This window comes from Brevibacillus reuszeri (genome assembly GCF_001187725.1).
Taxonomy (GTDB): domain Bacteria; phylum Bacillota; class Bacilli; order Brevibacillales; family Brevibacillaceae; genus Brevibacillus; species Brevibacillus reuszeri.
Window position 1 is genome coordinate 31,594 of sequence record NZ_LGIQ01000016.1, and the last position, 14,727, is coordinate 46,320.

At 48.2% G+C, this 14,727-nt stretch carries 16 protein-coding genes; 2 read left to right on the forward strand and 14 right to left on the reverse strand.

Annotated features, from left to right (window positions below):
* Window positions 1–51: 51 nt before the first annotated feature.
* The 3 genes from ADS79_RS30725 to ADS79_RS30735 form a co-directional block, all read right to left on the reverse strand.
* Window positions 52–1,086 carry an outer membrane lipoprotein-sorting protein gene (locus tag ADS79_RS30725; protein ID WP_049742293.1) on the reverse strand — a complete coding sequence of 345 codons (1,035 nt, stop codon included), beginning with the start codon at window positions 1,084–1,086 and terminating at the stop codon, window positions 52–54.
* A gap of 240 nt (window positions 1,087–1,326) precedes the next feature.
* The gene (gene acpS / locus ADS79_RS30730) at window positions 1,327–1,713 is read right to left on the reverse strand and encodes a holo-ACP synthase (protein ID WP_049742294.1); all 387 of its coding nucleotides are present in this window, start codon (window positions 1,711–1,713) and stop codon (window positions 1,327–1,329) included.
* A gap of 116 nt (window positions 1,714–1,829) precedes the next feature.
* Entirely contained in the window at window positions 1,830–2,018 is a 189-nt protein-coding gene (locus ADS79_RS30735) for a gamma-type small acid-soluble spore protein (RefSeq protein WP_084766145.1), read from the reverse strand.
* Window positions 2,019–2,225: 207 nt separating this feature from the next.
* Between ADS79_RS30735 and ADS79_RS30740 the strand changes: the two genes are divergently transcribed.
* Window positions 2,226–2,471, forward strand: a complete 246-nt coding sequence (locus ADS79_RS30740; RefSeq protein WP_049742296.1) for a glutaredoxin family protein — start codon at window positions 2,226–2,228, stop codon at window positions 2,469–2,471.
* A 66-nt stretch (window positions 2,472–2,537) separates the two neighbouring features.
* On the opposite strand, the gene ADS79_RS30745 is transcribed toward ADS79_RS30740, so the two are convergent.
* The 6 genes from ADS79_RS30745 to pstB (ADS79_RS30770) all read right to left on the reverse strand — a co-directional run bounded on the left by ADS79_RS30745 (window position 2,538) and on the right by pstB (ADS79_RS30770) (window position 7,852).
* Complete coding sequence (locus ADS79_RS30745) at window positions 2,538–2,873, reverse strand: ArsR/SmtB family transcription factor (RefSeq protein ID WP_049742297.1); 336 nt, start codon at window positions 2,871–2,873, stop codon at window positions 2,538–2,540.
* Window positions 2,874–2,968: 95 nt separating this feature from the next.
* The gene (locus ADS79_RS30750; protein WP_141261096.1) at window positions 2,969–4,543 is read right to left on the reverse strand and encodes a GMC family oxidoreductase; all 1,575 of its coding nucleotides are present in this window, start codon (window positions 4,541–4,543) and stop codon (window positions 2,969–2,971) included.
* A gap of 49 nt (window positions 4,544–4,592) precedes the next feature.
* Window positions 4,593–5,195 (reverse strand): gluconate 2-dehydrogenase subunit 3 family protein, encoded by a 603-nt coding sequence (locus ADS79_RS30755; protein ID WP_049742299.1) that lies wholly within the window; start codon window positions 5,193–5,195, stop codon window positions 4,593–4,595.
* 5 nt (window positions 5,196–5,200) lie between these two features.
* Window positions 5,201–5,593 carry a hypothetical protein gene (locus tag ADS79_RS30760; RefSeq protein WP_049742300.1) on the reverse strand — a complete coding sequence of 131 codons (393 nt, stop codon included), beginning with the start codon at window positions 5,591–5,593 and terminating at the stop codon, window positions 5,201–5,203.
* Between the two features lie 68 nt (window positions 5,594–5,661).
* Entirely contained in the window at window positions 5,662–6,954 is a 1,293-nt protein-coding gene (locus ADS79_RS30765; protein ID WP_049742301.1) for an arsenic transporter, read from the reverse strand.
* A gap of 145 nt (window positions 6,955–7,099) precedes the next feature.
* Window positions 7,100–7,852: a phosphate ABC transporter ATP-binding protein PstB gene (pstB, locus tag ADS79_RS30770; protein ID WP_049742302.1), complete on the reverse strand. Its 753-nt coding sequence runs from the start codon at window positions 7,850–7,852 to the stop codon at window positions 7,100–7,102.
* A gap of 214 nt (window positions 7,853–8,066) precedes the next feature.
* On the opposite strand from pstB (ADS79_RS30770), the gene ADS79_RS30775 reads away from it, so the two are divergent.
* On the forward strand, window positions 8,067–10,094 hold the full coding sequence (locus ADS79_RS30775; protein WP_049742303.1) for a methyl-accepting chemotaxis protein: 2,028 nt from the start codon (window positions 8,067–8,069) through the stop codon (window positions 10,092–10,094).
* A gap of 71 nt (window positions 10,095–10,165) precedes the next feature.
* Here ADS79_RS30775 and pstB (ADS79_RS30780) read toward each other — a convergent pair whose 3' ends face one another.
* From pstB (ADS79_RS30780) to ADS79_RS30800, 5 genes are all read right to left on the reverse strand, one after another.
* Window positions 10,166–10,963 carry a phosphate ABC transporter ATP-binding protein PstB gene (gene pstB, locus ADS79_RS30780; protein ID WP_049742304.1) on the reverse strand — a complete coding sequence of 266 codons (798 nt, stop codon included), beginning with the start codon at window positions 10,961–10,963 and terminating at the stop codon, window positions 10,166–10,168.
* A 14-nt stretch (window positions 10,964–10,977) separates the two neighbouring features.
* Window positions 10,978–11,868 carry a phosphate ABC transporter permease PstA gene (gene pstA, locus ADS79_RS30785; protein WP_049742305.1) on the reverse strand — a complete coding sequence of 297 codons (891 nt, stop codon included), beginning with the start codon at window positions 11,866–11,868 and terminating at the stop codon, window positions 10,978–10,980.
* Window positions 11,869–12,816, reverse strand: coding sequence for a phosphate ABC transporter permease subunit PstC (gene pstC, locus ADS79_RS30790; RefSeq protein ID WP_049742306.1), 948 nt, complete (start codon window positions 12,814–12,816; stop codon window positions 11,869–11,871).
* A 178-nt stretch (window positions 12,817–12,994) separates the two neighbouring features.
* A complete protein-coding gene (locus ADS79_RS30795) occupies window positions 12,995–13,942 on the reverse strand; it encodes a phosphate ABC transporter substrate-binding protein (RefSeq protein WP_049742307.1) in 948 nt (315 codons plus the stop codon).
* Between the two features lie 222 nt (window positions 13,943–14,164).
* A complete protein-coding gene (locus ADS79_RS30800; RefSeq protein ID WP_049742308.1) occupies window positions 14,165–14,713 on the reverse strand; it encodes a GerMN domain-containing protein in 549 nt (182 codons plus the stop codon).
* Window positions 14,714–14,727: the final 14 nt, after the last annotated feature.

Genomic DNA, 14,727 nt, shown 5'->3' on the forward strand with positions numbered 1-14,727 from the left:
TGGAAAATGGTACAAAAAAAGGGACGGATAGTCCGTCCCCTCTCCCAAGAGTTATTTGCCACCGACACCATACGTAGACTGTGCGACGGTGATCATTTCTTCTTCTGGCAAATCGCCTGCGAGCATAAATTCTACGCCATCCAGCTCCCACGTAAGAATGCGTCGATTGTCGTCTGTCTGGGCGAGCACACCAACTGTAAATCCGAGGTTGACTGGCATGCCTTGCTCATAGGTGACGGAGACCTCTGTAGGACGTGCCTCAACCAGCTTGTAATTGTAGTTGCCTTTGTAATTCAAAACGACAGTCCGTACACCATTCTTAGTCACTGGCTCAATATCGCCTTGCTTCACACCTTCTGGAACATAAGTCGGCACAATCACTCCAAACTGACTATTTGGCTGCTCCATGACCTGTCCGTTTGTACCCATGGTTGGAACTGCGTTCAGTGAACTGGTCGTCATGTTGCGGTCCTTGTCAAACGCATCCTTTTCAAAGGATGGGTTGAACATAAATTCAGTAAAGTTGATTTTTACCAGTGGCTGCATACTAGAATCCATGATTTCTGCGTGAGTAGGTTTGAAATCTTCTGTCATCCAAATCTTTTGCTTCGTAAGCGATCGATTGCCACTGTAGTTGGCTTTGACCTCGAAAACATATTGCTTTTCTTCCATCTTCATTTGTCGCTCTGCATCGTCAATAATACTGCGCGCGAGTGTTTCATAAAGATAGAGTGGTCCGTTGTTTTCTGGCCAGCCACTTTGGAAGCGGAAGCTCTTGTTCAAATGAGGCGTGAGGACGAAAACCCCTTCTCCATTTCTCAGGATGATTTGCGTGATGCCACGCTGCTTGGAGGTAAGAGCCACCCGATAGTTATTCGGTTTCTCATACCATACCTGAACATCGTACTCCATCGGCGTAGAGCCCGTCTGCATGGTCAAAACTGCTTGAGACTTGTACCCCGACATTTTTCCCAGCGTACCGCTCAAGTCGCTCACCACATCTTCTGGTGTTTTCTGACCAAAGCAGCCGCCGAGCAGCAGAGAGAAGACCAACATGAACACCAGTGGTAAAGCTGCCCGTTTCATTCAATGAATTCCTCCTTGTCAAAATTTTCGACAAAGAAGGGCATCCCTGTCTATTTCCTGGGAAATCTGTCAGTCTATCGCCTCATGCAGCGTTCATCGTGTCACTTGTCGGTTTATGCCTATGGGGACGCGATATCGCTTGATCGGCTAAAGACTTACTCTTCCTGTCAGAGCAGGTAGTCCCTCCTGATCTACGCGATATAAATGTATGTCCATCCTCGTCCCAATATGCAGACAAGTTTATAGTTGTTCCACAACAACTTGCGCAATGGCATATGCCCTGCTATGTGAAATACTCAGATGCACCCGTATGCGAGCAGGGTCCAACCCAAGTCGTTCGAATACCTCGTCTTTTATTTTCATTTCTGGCTTTCCAAGTGCCGTTGGAACAATCTCCATGTCAAGAAAGCCTATCGTTACTCCAATCCCCGTCCCAAGCGCTTTTGCTCCCGCCTCTTTTGCTGCAAAACGTCCGGTAATAATCTCAGCCTGTCTCGCTTCTGCCTTGTCTTGCAGGTACCGCTGCTCCTCTATGGTTAAAAATCGACTGATCGCACTTTTTTGCCTTTTGACCAGCTTCGAAATCCTTTCAATCTCCACGATATCTACCCCAATGCCAACAATCATTGACTACGCTCTCTCCCGTCATCTGGCTTTATGCCTCACAGTATCACTCGCCTATAGTGTTGGCAAGCTGCCACACAAAAAAACCCTCGCAAGATGCGAGGGTTCGTTTCCACTGGCTACTCAGTAGCTTGGCCAGAAGATTGTTGAGAAGCAGACTTCGTAGCGGATTGTTGGTTTTGACGACGAACTTCCGATACGTTAGTCTCGCTTGCGAATTCAGTTGCAGTGTTTTGCGCTTGATTCGCTTGATTCGCTTGGTTTGCTTGCATACCAGCTTGACCAGCTTGTTTGTTTTGCTTAGGCATTGTTCCATTCACCTCCTCGACGTCACTGAGGTTAATTTGTGCGTTGCTCCTCAATCGTATCCATCCTCATTTTTCCAGAATACTGGTAGAAAAAATGGATTTGTCTTTTGGGCATCCTAGAAGTGTTGACGCGAGCAGGATTTTCTTTGCGATACGCGAATTGATTTGTTTTCACTCGAGTTTTCCCATGCGAAAGGAGCATTTAAAATGGCCCATACTGTGATTATTTACACACAAACTACTTGCGGTCCTTGCCAGGAAGAGAAAATGTGGCTGACCCAGCAGCAAATTCCGTTTGAAGACAGGGATATCCGCAAAAATGATACCTACTTCCAGGAGGCTATCACCCTCGGTGCAAGCATGACACCCGTCACGCATATCAAAAAAGAAAATGGCGAGGAAATCGTCGTTCATGGCTTCGACAAGGAAGAATTAACAAAGCATTTATTGTAAAATGAATTAATTCTTAAACGATAAAAAAGCGCTGGATCTAATCTGATCCAACGCTCCTAAGATGCATCAGCCGAAGGATAGTTCATTCTCGGCTGATTTTTGTTTGATGACTGGTGACATATCCGGCAAGTTTGAAAGAATCTGCTTGACCGCAGGGGTACACTCCGTATTGACTGAATAAAATACCCATGGCCCTTTCCTGCGCTCTTTTACCAAACCATGTGTCTTTAGCTTAGCTAAGTGCTGGGAAACCGAGGGTTGGGACGTTTGCAGAATCTCCACAAGATCACGAACACATAAGGACTGCACTTGCAGGAGGGCCATGATCGTCAAGCGCGTCTTGTCACCAAGCAGCTTGTAAACCTCTGACAAAAACAGTACCTGCATCAAATCCATTTCCATACGAACCCACCTTTGCCTTGCATATCTGTATCCCAGTATACTATATGCTTCATCAGGTCGGGAAGAGATGAACGTAAAAGTTCCGTGAAAGATCGCTAAACATCTCTACGGGACATTGCCTCAATCAGCTTGTCAGCAGTACGTGCAGCCAGCGCCATTACTGTATTTGTTGGATTACCTCCGCCCGATGTGACAAACGTAGAGGCGCCTGCTATGAAAAGATTGGGAATGTCGTGAGTCTGACCAAAATCGTTGACGACGGAGGTCTCCGGATCATCCCCCATACGACAGCCCCCCATCAAATGAGCAGTATCAGAGACGACATGCTCGGGAGTTCCTCCAACCGCCTCAATAATTCGCTTCATTTGTCCGATCGCATGCTGATAAAGCTTGCGATCATTTTCGCCATAGCTAAATGTCACCTGCGGGATCGGCATGCCGTACTCATCCTTTTTCCTAGTTAAGGTCACAGCATTTTCCGGATTTGGCAGAACCTCACCTACCAATGTGATTCTAGCAAACTGATTGTAGTCGAGCATCGTCTCTCGCAGCTTTTTCCCCCATAAAAACGAGCCATCTTCCCGCTCCGCTGAGATAGCCCCTGCCATAGCGACTGGTCTTGACCCGTGCGCGCTCAAGGTATAACCGCGGGCAAAACCACGTTTCTGATCCGTTTCGTAAAAATGCTGCGTGAGGGCAAGTACAGGAGTTCCTTTGTACAAGCGAACCTCATCTGGCAAACGTCCATAAACGTCATGGCTGGAATGAGGCATAATCGCCTTGCCCACCCACCCGCTCGAATTGGCTAGTCCATTTGGAAAATGAGAGGTGGCTGAATGAAGCAATAGTCGCGGTGTCTCCACAACAAAGCCGGCAAGAATGACCACTCGCGCCATTTGCCGATGCGTCAAGCCTTCATGCTGAAAAAGAACGCCACTTACCCGGCCGCCTGCCATCAAGATTTCCGTGACCATACAGTCGGAAAGCACCTCAGCCCCATGGGCAATGGCTTTGGGAATATGGTGAACCAGCCCGCTATATTTGGCATTCGGCATGCAGCCTTGGTTACAGAAGCCACGATTGATACACGGCGGACGCCCCTCAAAGGGAGCAGACAGGATCGCTAATGGTGCAACGACACTTTCGAAGCCCAGCTTGTCACAGCCTTCCCGGAACAATTGGGCGTTGGCGCTGATCGGCTCTCGGACAGGATAAGGATAGGGGCCATTGAATTCACCCCAGGGAAAATGATTCGGGCCTGACACGGCAATCTCTCGCTCGATTTTGTCATAATACGGGGCAAGATCCTTGTAACGGATCGGCCAGTCTTCTCCGACTCCGTCCATCGACCTCGTCTGAAAATCGCTTTCGTGAAGCCGCAGGAAGACACCGGTAAAATGTACGGTTCCCCCGCCTACACCTCGCCCCGAATTGTTATGACCGAGCTTGAGCGGGTCATTCCCCGCCACCAGCCGCGTCTCCTGCCACGCCAGTCTGCGCATCGCTAATTCATCGCTGGCAAAATCACTTTGCGGGTCCCAAAATGGTCCTGCTTCAATCACAACGACCTTGAGGCCCGCTTTTGCCAATTCGTAAGCAAGCACCCCTCCTGCCGCTCCAGCCCCAACGATACAAACATCTGCCTCGTCGGCGTACTTTCGCTGCTCCATCCCCCTTGAGCGGTACCCTTCGTAATGATCACTGTTATGCGTAACCCGGTCATCCGTTGCCATTCGCTTTCGCCTCCCATGGGTCCGTCAAACCTTTTTCTACCCGAACATACCCGCGTGGATAAGCAGGACCACCATACCCGATATCCGACCAAACCAACGGATGGGAATAGTAGGCACCTACCGTATCATGCAAAAGCTTCTTGAAAAAATCAGCAGGAGCAACTTCTGACCAGGCTTGGCCGTTCTGCGTGTTCCCGCTTTCTACAGCCTGCAGCACCCGTTCCTGTTCCTCTGGCTTTAACGCAACAAAGCTGACTTTGTACATACTGTGACTCTCTGCTTCTACCCCTGCCAGCCCTAAACGGTACAGCTCCTTTTTAGGCGGTACCCCGACCTTTCTCTGAGACTCTCCAATCGGGCTTGCAGCCGAATCATCCAGATGCTGTGTAACAAACGTCAACACCTCCAATCGGTGATCATCGACCAGTACACTCACTACGGTTTGCAGAAGCAGTGCTTCTGTTTCCGTAAAAAATTGATGAGTAACGTGAGGCGTCCGCCTTTTGCCAACGATTTTTTGCGTGTGATCATCCCATTCCTGGTGCTGCTCCCAGACATCATAGGCAGGATAGCGACTATGCTTGGACATCTCGCTCACCCCCAAAACAGGGCGAGAAGCCCCAATGCCGACATGGCGGTGATGAGTAAGGGAAGGATAATGGGTGGACCTACGAGGAAATTCTGACTTTGCGAGTAGCCACCTACCCGCTGCCTAACGCCTGCCGCATGCAGATAAGCTCCATACACTCCGCCAGCAAATCCGATGACCATCATCAAGGCAAACACCCAGCGAAGCCACCCTGCATTCATGAATGATAAAACAATAGCCGTCACGGCAAACACCGGGAGCTCAAGCACAGGTACCCACATTGCCCAATGGCGAAAATTTTGCCTTGCATGAAAAAGCGTGACCTGAACAGCAATCAGCGCAAATGCAAGTCCTGCAAACAAAATCAGCACGCGTTCAATCGGCCAACCTTGCCACATGGAAACATCCTCCTTTTACGGTACGATGCGCCTATTTTCTCCGAGCACCTGCTCTCCTATTCGCTGACCTAACCTATGAAACGAAGCGTGAGATACAACCCGACCAACGTAATGAGCAAGGTCGGCACGGTCAGCACGATCCCTGTCCGAAAATATTGTCCCCACGTGATCTTCACATCCTTACGTCCCAGCACGTGCAGCCATAGCAAGGTTGCCAGTGAGCCAATCGGCGTAATTTTAGGTCCCAAGTCACTGCCGATGACGTTGGCATAAATCATCGCTTCTCTAAGCACTCCTTCTGCATGCGTTCCCGTAATGGCGAGAGCATTGAACATGACAGTAGGGAGGTTGTTCATTAGCGAGGACAGCACGGCCGCAATAAAGCCTGTTCCAATCGTAGTAGCCAGTAGCCCCATCTCACTCAATCCATCGAGCATCATTCTGACCAGATCAGTGATCCCTGCATTGTGTACGCCCCACACAATGACATACATCCCAATCGAGAAAATGACAACGACCCATGGCGCTTCTTTCATAATTCGCCGCATCTGTATAGCTTTGCTGTTACGGGCAGCAAGGCAAAAAATCGCTGCTGCACCCGTAATAATGAACGACACAGGTGTATGGATAGACTCACTGATAAAAAATCCAAGCAAAAGGACTCCAAGAATCAGCCAGGACAGACGGAACAAGCCATGATCACGTATCGCTTCGTGCGGCTGTTTCAGCTGTGTCAGATCCACCTGCAGCGGAATGTCTTTGCGGAAATACAAAAACAATACCAGCAGGCTGCCGCCAACGGAAAAGATGTTAGGCAGCACCATACGAGCCGCATACTCAGCAAAGCCGATGTCAAAATAGTCGGCGGATACGATATTCACCAAATTGCTGACCACAAAGGGCAAGGAGCTCGTATCCGCGATAAAGCCGCTAGCCATCACAAAAGCCAAGACCATTCTCGTATCAAGCTTCAGCGCGCGTACCTGCGCCAGAACGATCGGTGTTAGGATCAATGCCGTCCCATCGTTGGTAAACAAGGCAGATACGAGTGTCCCGAGCAAAATGACATAAACAAACATCAGCCGGCCCTTCCCTTTGGACAGCCGCGCCATATGCAGTGCCGACCATTCAAAAAAGCCGATTTCATCCAAAATAAGAGAAATAATGATAATACCGATCAAGGCAAAGGTCGCATTCCAGACGATGGAGGTTACCTCCGCCACATCCACCATGGTCACGACGCCCGTTGCCAGCGCCAAGAGCGCTCCCCCTACCGCCGGGTAGCCAATCGACATTCCGCGTGGCTGCCAAATGACAAGCGTCAACGTGACTACAAAAATACTCAAGGAAATCCAAACCACTGTATGATTCACCTCACAAGTAGAAAACCTAGCTGCGTCTTGCATTTTGGCGTTTGGCAAAGCCGCGGCTGCACTTCTATTGGACAAAAAGAAAAAGAGCTGACCAGGAAAGTGGTCGCTCTTTCTACGATACTACAAGAGAGAATTATCCGAAACGTCCGGTAATGTAATCCTCTGTTCTTTTATCACAAGGATTTTGGAAAATGGTAGGTGTTTGATCAAACTCGACAAGCTCGCCGTTCAAGAAAAAGGCTGTTTTGTCTGAGATTCGCGCTGCCTGCTGCATGTTATGCGTCACAATTACGATCGTGTAGACACCCTTCAGCTCCTCCAGCAATTCCTCGATTTTCGCAGTTGAGATCGGGTCCAATGCGGAGGTTGGCTCATCCATGAGCAAAATCTGCGGCTGAACTGCTAAGGCACGGGCGATACACAGACGCTGCTGCTGTCCACCAGACAAGCCAGTTGCAGGCTTTTTCAGCACATCCTTGACCTCATCCCAGAGGGCAGCCGCCTTGAGGCTTGTCTCTACGATCTCGTCCAGCTTATGTCGATCCATCAAGCCATGCAGCTTGGGTCCGTATGTCACGTTGTCATAAATACTCTTCGGAAACGGATTCGGGTGCTGAAAAACCATCCCGATATTTTTACGCAGTCTTTCTACTTCTACGTTGTAGCTATAAATATCTTCATCAAATACTTTCACAGAGCCTGTAATTTTTGTATTGGGAACGGAATCATTCATGCGATTCAGCGTTCGTAAAAAGGTGGACTTCCCACAGCCTGATGGCCCGATCAAAGCGGTAATGGAATGGGAATCTACATCTAAATTTATATCATAGAGGGCTTGCTTATTTCCGTAAAAGAGGTTTAACTCTCGCACCGAAATAACGCTCATACGGTCCTCGCTCCTTTTCCTGTTGCAGCATTACTTCATCTCCATCACTATAGCGCCATAATGTTATGCTTCTATGTGATGTTTATTAAGTTTCCATAAAGATTTCACCCAAGGTAAAGTTATGGTAAATGTTGCCGGTAAACCATATACGCCCCTTCTGGCAAAACCTACAATAAAGCTGAACGTTTTGTCGAATAAGGGGAGAGCATATTTGATGCTAAGAAAAAAAAGTACATTAGGCAACTCGTCGTTTCATTATCGTTCTATTTTTACCCGGCTGTTCTTCGGAATGATGGCAATGGTTATCGGAATGATGGCGATTACGGCCTTTTTCATCAGTTCTCAATCAGAGGCCATGCTTAACGAAAAAACAAAGCAACAATTGCAGGATGCATCCGGTGCTGCTTTGCAGGAGGTCGACAGCAAGGTACAGACAATCGTCACAGCCTTACAGTCATACGCATCGACTTACAAGAATGGCAAAGTATCAAATGGTCAGACGTTTGGAATTTTTTCCGAGATCGTATCAAGCAATCCTACTATTTCTGAATTACAGGTAGCCACCAATGATGGACGCTTCCTCACTTTTCCCGGTTCTCCGCTCGATAGCGAATATGATCCTAGAAAAACAGACTGGTTCAAAGGTGCTTTCGACAAAGAGAAAACCTATGTGTCGGATGTTTTCCAGTTTTCTAAAACCGAGTTTCCAAAAATAGCAATCTCCATTGCCTTGCGAAATGAAGAGGAAGAGCCTATCGGAGTCGTAGTTGCCTTTGTCTCTGTACCCAAGCTGAGTGAATCCATCAGTAAAATCAAGCTAGGGGAAACCGGATACGCCATGATTGTCGATCAAACCGGCAAGCTCGTTGCTCATCCTGATCAAAACTACGCTTTGCAGCGCCCTGGATTGTATCAACTGCCTGTCGTACAGTACGTCCTGTCCGGTCAGACGGGTGTGAACGAAATGACGATGAATGGGACGAGCTATTTCGCAGCCTATCGCTTTGACGACTCACTCCGCTGGGGAATCATCGTCGTCCAATCCATTATCGAGGTCAAGCAAGTGGTGAATCGTCTGCAGCTGACGATATTGGCCGTCTCCCTGATCGGTCTTTGTGCACTGGGCCTACTCTTATATTTGTTTGTTCGTAAAATTACGCAGCCGATCAAGGAAGTTCAACAAAAAATGACTGCGTTTAGCGAAGGCGATCTCTTTTTAAACATGCAAGTTAAAAGCAATGATGAAATACGACAGCTCGCAGACAGCTTCAATCGTATGAGCGGGCAAATCCGCACCATCATCGGAAAAATTCAATACGTCATCTCGGACGTCAGGCAAGTCGCCGATCACGTCGGAAAAAGCTCCCGTCACTCCCATGCCATGCAGACCGAGGTTGTCGCTGTGACAGAAAAACTATCCCTGGAGATGGATGAGCAACAAGTACAAATCGACACGATCCACTCCATCATGGAGAGTATTACTACGGAAATGTCCGAGATTAACAGCTCCATGCAAACAGCTGTCATGCAAAATCAGGAGTCGCGCGAGCAAAGCGCCAAAGCCGCCCTATCCATCGATCACTTAAAAGAAAACATGCAAAAGATTTCAGAAGACATGCGAGCATCTCTTCACGCTATGTCCTCGATGAAAGAAAGCATGAACGACATCAGGGATATTCTCGCTTTGATCTCCTCCATCTCCAAAAGAACAAAGCTCCTGTCCTTTAACGCTCGCATTGAAGCTTCGAGAGCCGGACAAGCTGGACTCGGCTTCGGTGTTGTCGCAGACGAAATCCGCCAGCTGTCCGAGCAAACGGAAGAAGCCACGACGCGCATCCAGCAAGTCCTCCAATCAGGTGAAAACCGAATGGCTCACGTCTCAGAATGCTTGGAAACAACGGACCACGCGACTGTAGATGGCATCAATACCTTGCACCAAGCTACCGATATTTTTACAAAAACCGTGCAGATCAGTGAAGTCCTCACGAGCCAGTTTGAATCGATTGAGAAGCTCTCGGAATGGATTTACAGCCAGAGCCAGGTGATTCAGGACCGAGTAGACAGCCTCGCCTTATCCGCTACAGAGGTCGTCTCTGGCACACAGCAAGCCGTCGCAGCCAACCAGGAAAGCCTCTCCCTCTCGGAGCAGTTCTTACACGATTCGGAGCGTCTGACAGGCATCGTAGAAGATCTGGAACAAGAAATACGCTTCTTCCGCACAATCGAAAGGCCCTCCGCATAGAGGGCCTTTTCTTTTTCTTGGTATACAAAAACCCTCCCCGCAGCAAGAAGCTGAAACGGAGGGCATATACATCAACCAAATCGACCGCTAATATATGCCTCGGTCTTTTCATTTTCCGGAGAAGTAAAGATTTTGGATGTGTGATCCATCTCCACCAGCTCACCTAACAGGAAGAAAGCCGTTTTTTCAGAGATACGTGCTGCTTGATGCAAATTATGCGTCACAATCACGATTGTGTATTCTTCTTTTAGCTGCATGACCAGCTCTTCGATTTTCATTGTAGAGATTGGATCGAGCGCGGAAGCCGGCTCATCCAGCAGCAAAATAGTTGGCTGCATGGCGATGGCGCGAGCGATGCAAAGGCGCTGCTGCTGTCCACCAGAGAGTGACAAGGCTGAGTCACGCAAGCGGTCTTTGACCTCATCCCAAAGTGCAGCCTTGCGCAAGCTGTTCTCTACCAATTCATCGAGTGCGCGTCTATCGGTCAAGCCATGAAATCTAGGGGCAAACGCGATGTTTTCGTAAATTGATTTAAAGAATGGATTCGCCCGTTGAAATACCATCCCAACAACTTGACGCAAGCCTTCGATGTTTACTTGCTCACTCGTAATATCAATCCCATCAACAATGATCGAGCCTGTTACACGGCAAGAGGGAACCAGATCGTTCATACGGTTCAAGCTTCTGAGCAGCGTAGACTTGCCGCAGCCAGACGGCCCGATGAAGGCCGTGACAGAATTCCGCTCGATCTCCATGCTAATACTGTTCACTGCACGTTTTTCCCCGTAGAAGACAGAGACACCCTGGGTCTGAATAATCGTATCTTTGACAGCGTCTTGCACTGTGTCTTGCATCGTGAGTACGGACATACTTACCACTCCTCTTAGTTTGATCCTGACGTCATCTTTTTGTATACCCATGTACCAAACCAACGGGCCGAGACGTTAAAGAGCAACACGGCAATGATGAGTACGGCAGCGGCTCCATCTGCAACATCGCGTGCATCCGGCGTCAACCCTTCGCTGTTTACTTTCCAGATGTGTACAGCAAGAGTTTCAGCTGGACGGAACGGATTCAGTGGTGAAGTCGGACTGTTTAATGTGAAATCGGTGAAATTCAGGTTTGGAGAAGACATACCCGCAGTAAACAGCAAAGCTGCGGCCTCCCCAAACACACGTCCCGATGCGAGGATTGCTCCTGTAAGAATCCCTGGCAAAGCTGCCGGCAAAATGACTGAGACAATCGTCCGCCATTTGGTGATGCCAAGCGCCAAGCTCGCTTCTTTTTGACTGCGCGGTACGTTGCGCAGCGCATCTTCTGTAACACGAACCAGTAATGGCAGATTAAACACTGTCAGGGCCAAGGCACCGGAAAACAGGGTATATCCCCAACCAGTCATATTTACAAACACTAGCAAACCAAACAAACCGACAACAATCGAAGGAAGAGAAGACAATACTTCTATACTCATCCGGATAAACTGCGTAAACTTGTTATCCGGCGCATATTCAGCCATATAAATACCTGCGCCAATACCGAGCGGCAATGCAATCAGCATCGTTAAAACAAGCAGGTACAAAGAGTTAAACAGCTGCGGTCCGATCCCGCCGCCTGCATTGACGATGTCAGGTGGTGACGTCAGGAAGTCCAGATTGAGCTTATGCCACCCCTGCGACAAAATGAAGCCGAGAAGTCCTACCAGCGTGCCGATAATCAAAACGGCGATCAGTGTCAATATAATCGTTGCAGCGCGGTCCATTATTCTTGCTTTCATCTATTTCACCATCCTTTTTCTGCCCAAGATACGCAAAATCATGATGAAGATGAAAGACATGAGCAAGAGCAACAATGCCATCGACCAAAGCGCATTATTGTATGGGGTACCTTGAATCGTATTCCCCATGTTGAGCGTAATTCCGCTCGTCAGCGTACTGATTGGGTCCAAGAGGCTGCCTGGCAGCTTTGTCGTATTCCCGATAACCATCTGAACCGCCAAAGCCTCTCCAAACGCGCGCGCCATACCCAAAACAATTGCCGTTAAACAACCTGGAAGCGAGGAGTGCAAAACGACATTCCAAATCGTTTGCCAGCGTGTGGCTCCCAATGCCAGTGAGGCATTGCGCAAATCCTGTGGCACTGCCTGAATCGCATCAGTAGCCACACTTGTGATCGTTGGCAAGATCATCAGAGCAAGTACAAGACCCCCTGCCAGCAAGCTAAAGCCCAATACATCAAATTGTTCACGAATAAAAGGAACAAGCAAGGTAAGACCCACATAGCCGTAAACAACGGATGGAATCCCCACCAACAGCTCAATAACCGGCTTCAACACTTTTTTACCGAAGTTCGGGAAGATCTCTGTCATGAAAATCGCAGCACCAATGCCAAGCGGAGCAGCAATCAGCGCAGCCAAAGCCGTTACTAAAAACGAACCAAGAATAAAGGGAAACACACCGTATACCGAAGGCTCGCCCTCTGGGTCCCATTTAAGCTGTGTTAAAAATTCCGTGATGCTAATTCCGTTCACAAAGAACGTGGACAATCCTTTGGAAGCAATGAAATACGTGATGGACAAAACGACAACGACTAGCAAGGCCGCACAAACCATTGCGATCGTTCTGCCTGTTATATTCTCTGTAAACTGGCGTTTATTGTACGTCAGCATTTTTCGCGCAATCATGGATTGCCTTTCTGTCTTTGACCCGTAGGTACGATGGTTCATGTTCTCCCTCCTGGAAAGAAAACGACTTAACATCAGAAAGCTTCTTCTGAGACCTCCTCATGGAGGTACGAGCGTGTTATTTATCTCGAAAAAGGTATAGGTTTTTACATCTTTACAAGCAAAATGAGGGGTAAGTGCCCCCACCCACCCCTCTATCTTGCTTTAACTGCTTGACTATTTATTTTTGCGTTACTTTTCCTTCTGCATCGCGCTCTACCTTCATGTCAGTAATAGGCAGGAAGCCGAGCTCTGTGATTGTTTTCTTTTGTACTTCGTCTGTCAGGATGAAGTCCAGGAATGCTTTTGCGTTGCCAGAAGCCTCACCTTTCGTGTACATATGCTCATATGCCCAAACTGGGTATTTATTTGACGTGATGTTTTCTGCATTTGCTTCTACTCCATCCAACTTCACTGCTTTAACAGTATCGTTGAAATAGGACAGAGCGAGGTAACCGATTGCGCCTGGTGTTTCAGCAATGATTTTGCGAACAGTACCCGAGGAATCCTCTGTGATACCTTCTGCTTCTTCTTTTCCATCCAATGCGAATTTGCTGAATGTTGCACGAGTACCGGAAGATTTCGGACGGTTTACAAGCGTGATTTTCATATCATCGCCGCCAACCTCTTTCCAGTTTGTGATTTTACCTGTAAAGATGTCGATCAGCTGTTGCTTCGTCAAGTCGTCTACTTTTACTTTAGGGCTTACTGCTGCTGCCATACCTACGACAGCTACTTTATGGTCGACCAGCTCATTCGCTGGAATTCCTTTTTTCTCTTCTGCAAAAATGTCGGAGTTACCGATTGTTGCCGCTCCGCTCGCTACTTGGCTAAGGCCAGTACCGCTTCCTCCACCTTGTACTTGAATTTGAACGCCCTCATTTTTTGCCATGAAGTCTTTAGCTGTTTGCTCTACGAGAGGTTGCAATGCTGTAGAACCCACTGCCGTAACTGGCTCACTGGAAGCTGCTGGCTTGCTAGCTTCTGGTGCTGGAGCAGGAGTCGTTGGTGCTGGTGTTGATGTTGCTGGTTGTTGCGCTGGTGCTGGTGCGGCATTATTGCTTCCGCAACCTGCGAGCAAAGCTCCTACAAAAGTCAGCGCCATAAACATTTTGCTGAGTTTTTTCATTTGATGAAAATCCTCCTTAAAAGGGTCGGGTATTTTTTCTCTCTTACAAGTACAAACTATACAGCTCGAATGTTGTTGTATTGTGTTGCCATTGTTAAGCTTTCTTAAAGATGAGGACCAAATTGTATAAATGAGCCGTTCAATTGCAGGGAAAGAACCTGATCATCGAAACAAAAAAACGGCGCATCCGAAGTCTTCAGGACGTGCCGTTTTCTATACGAGCTATTTTAAACTATCGCGTGTGAATGGATCGGTAATCTCTACGTGCCCCATCAACGATTCTGTCTTTTTCCCATCTTCCAAAATCACGATCTTTTGTACTTCCGCGTATTGGAAAAAGGTTTTCAGCAATGCAGTCAGTGCCATTCCTTCGCCGCCAGCTCCAAGATTGTACTGGTTTTTACTGTCTGCATCGATTGTCAACGTTCCTTTGTCAAATGTCACGGAATGATAGTGGAAGTCTTTCCAAAGTGGAAAATGCTCCTCTGTCTTCTGCGGCTTCTCTAGCATCGTGAGCGTTTTTTTGTACTTTTCGATGTCTTCGGCAAAAGAAACTTCCTGCTCCTCCTTTTGCAGATCCATCAGATCACTATCCGAATAGTATACCGTAATATTTTGCTTCGTCAGCTTCGGCTCAGGTGTCGATGGAGTCGAGCCAGACGGCTGTTCGACCGGAGTCGTCGGCTGCGGGGCGGGAGCCGCTTTTTGCCCACAACCAGCCATGAGCACCATAGCGAGAGCTGCCATCCAGATCAAACGACTTTTTTTCATCGGAATAAACCTCC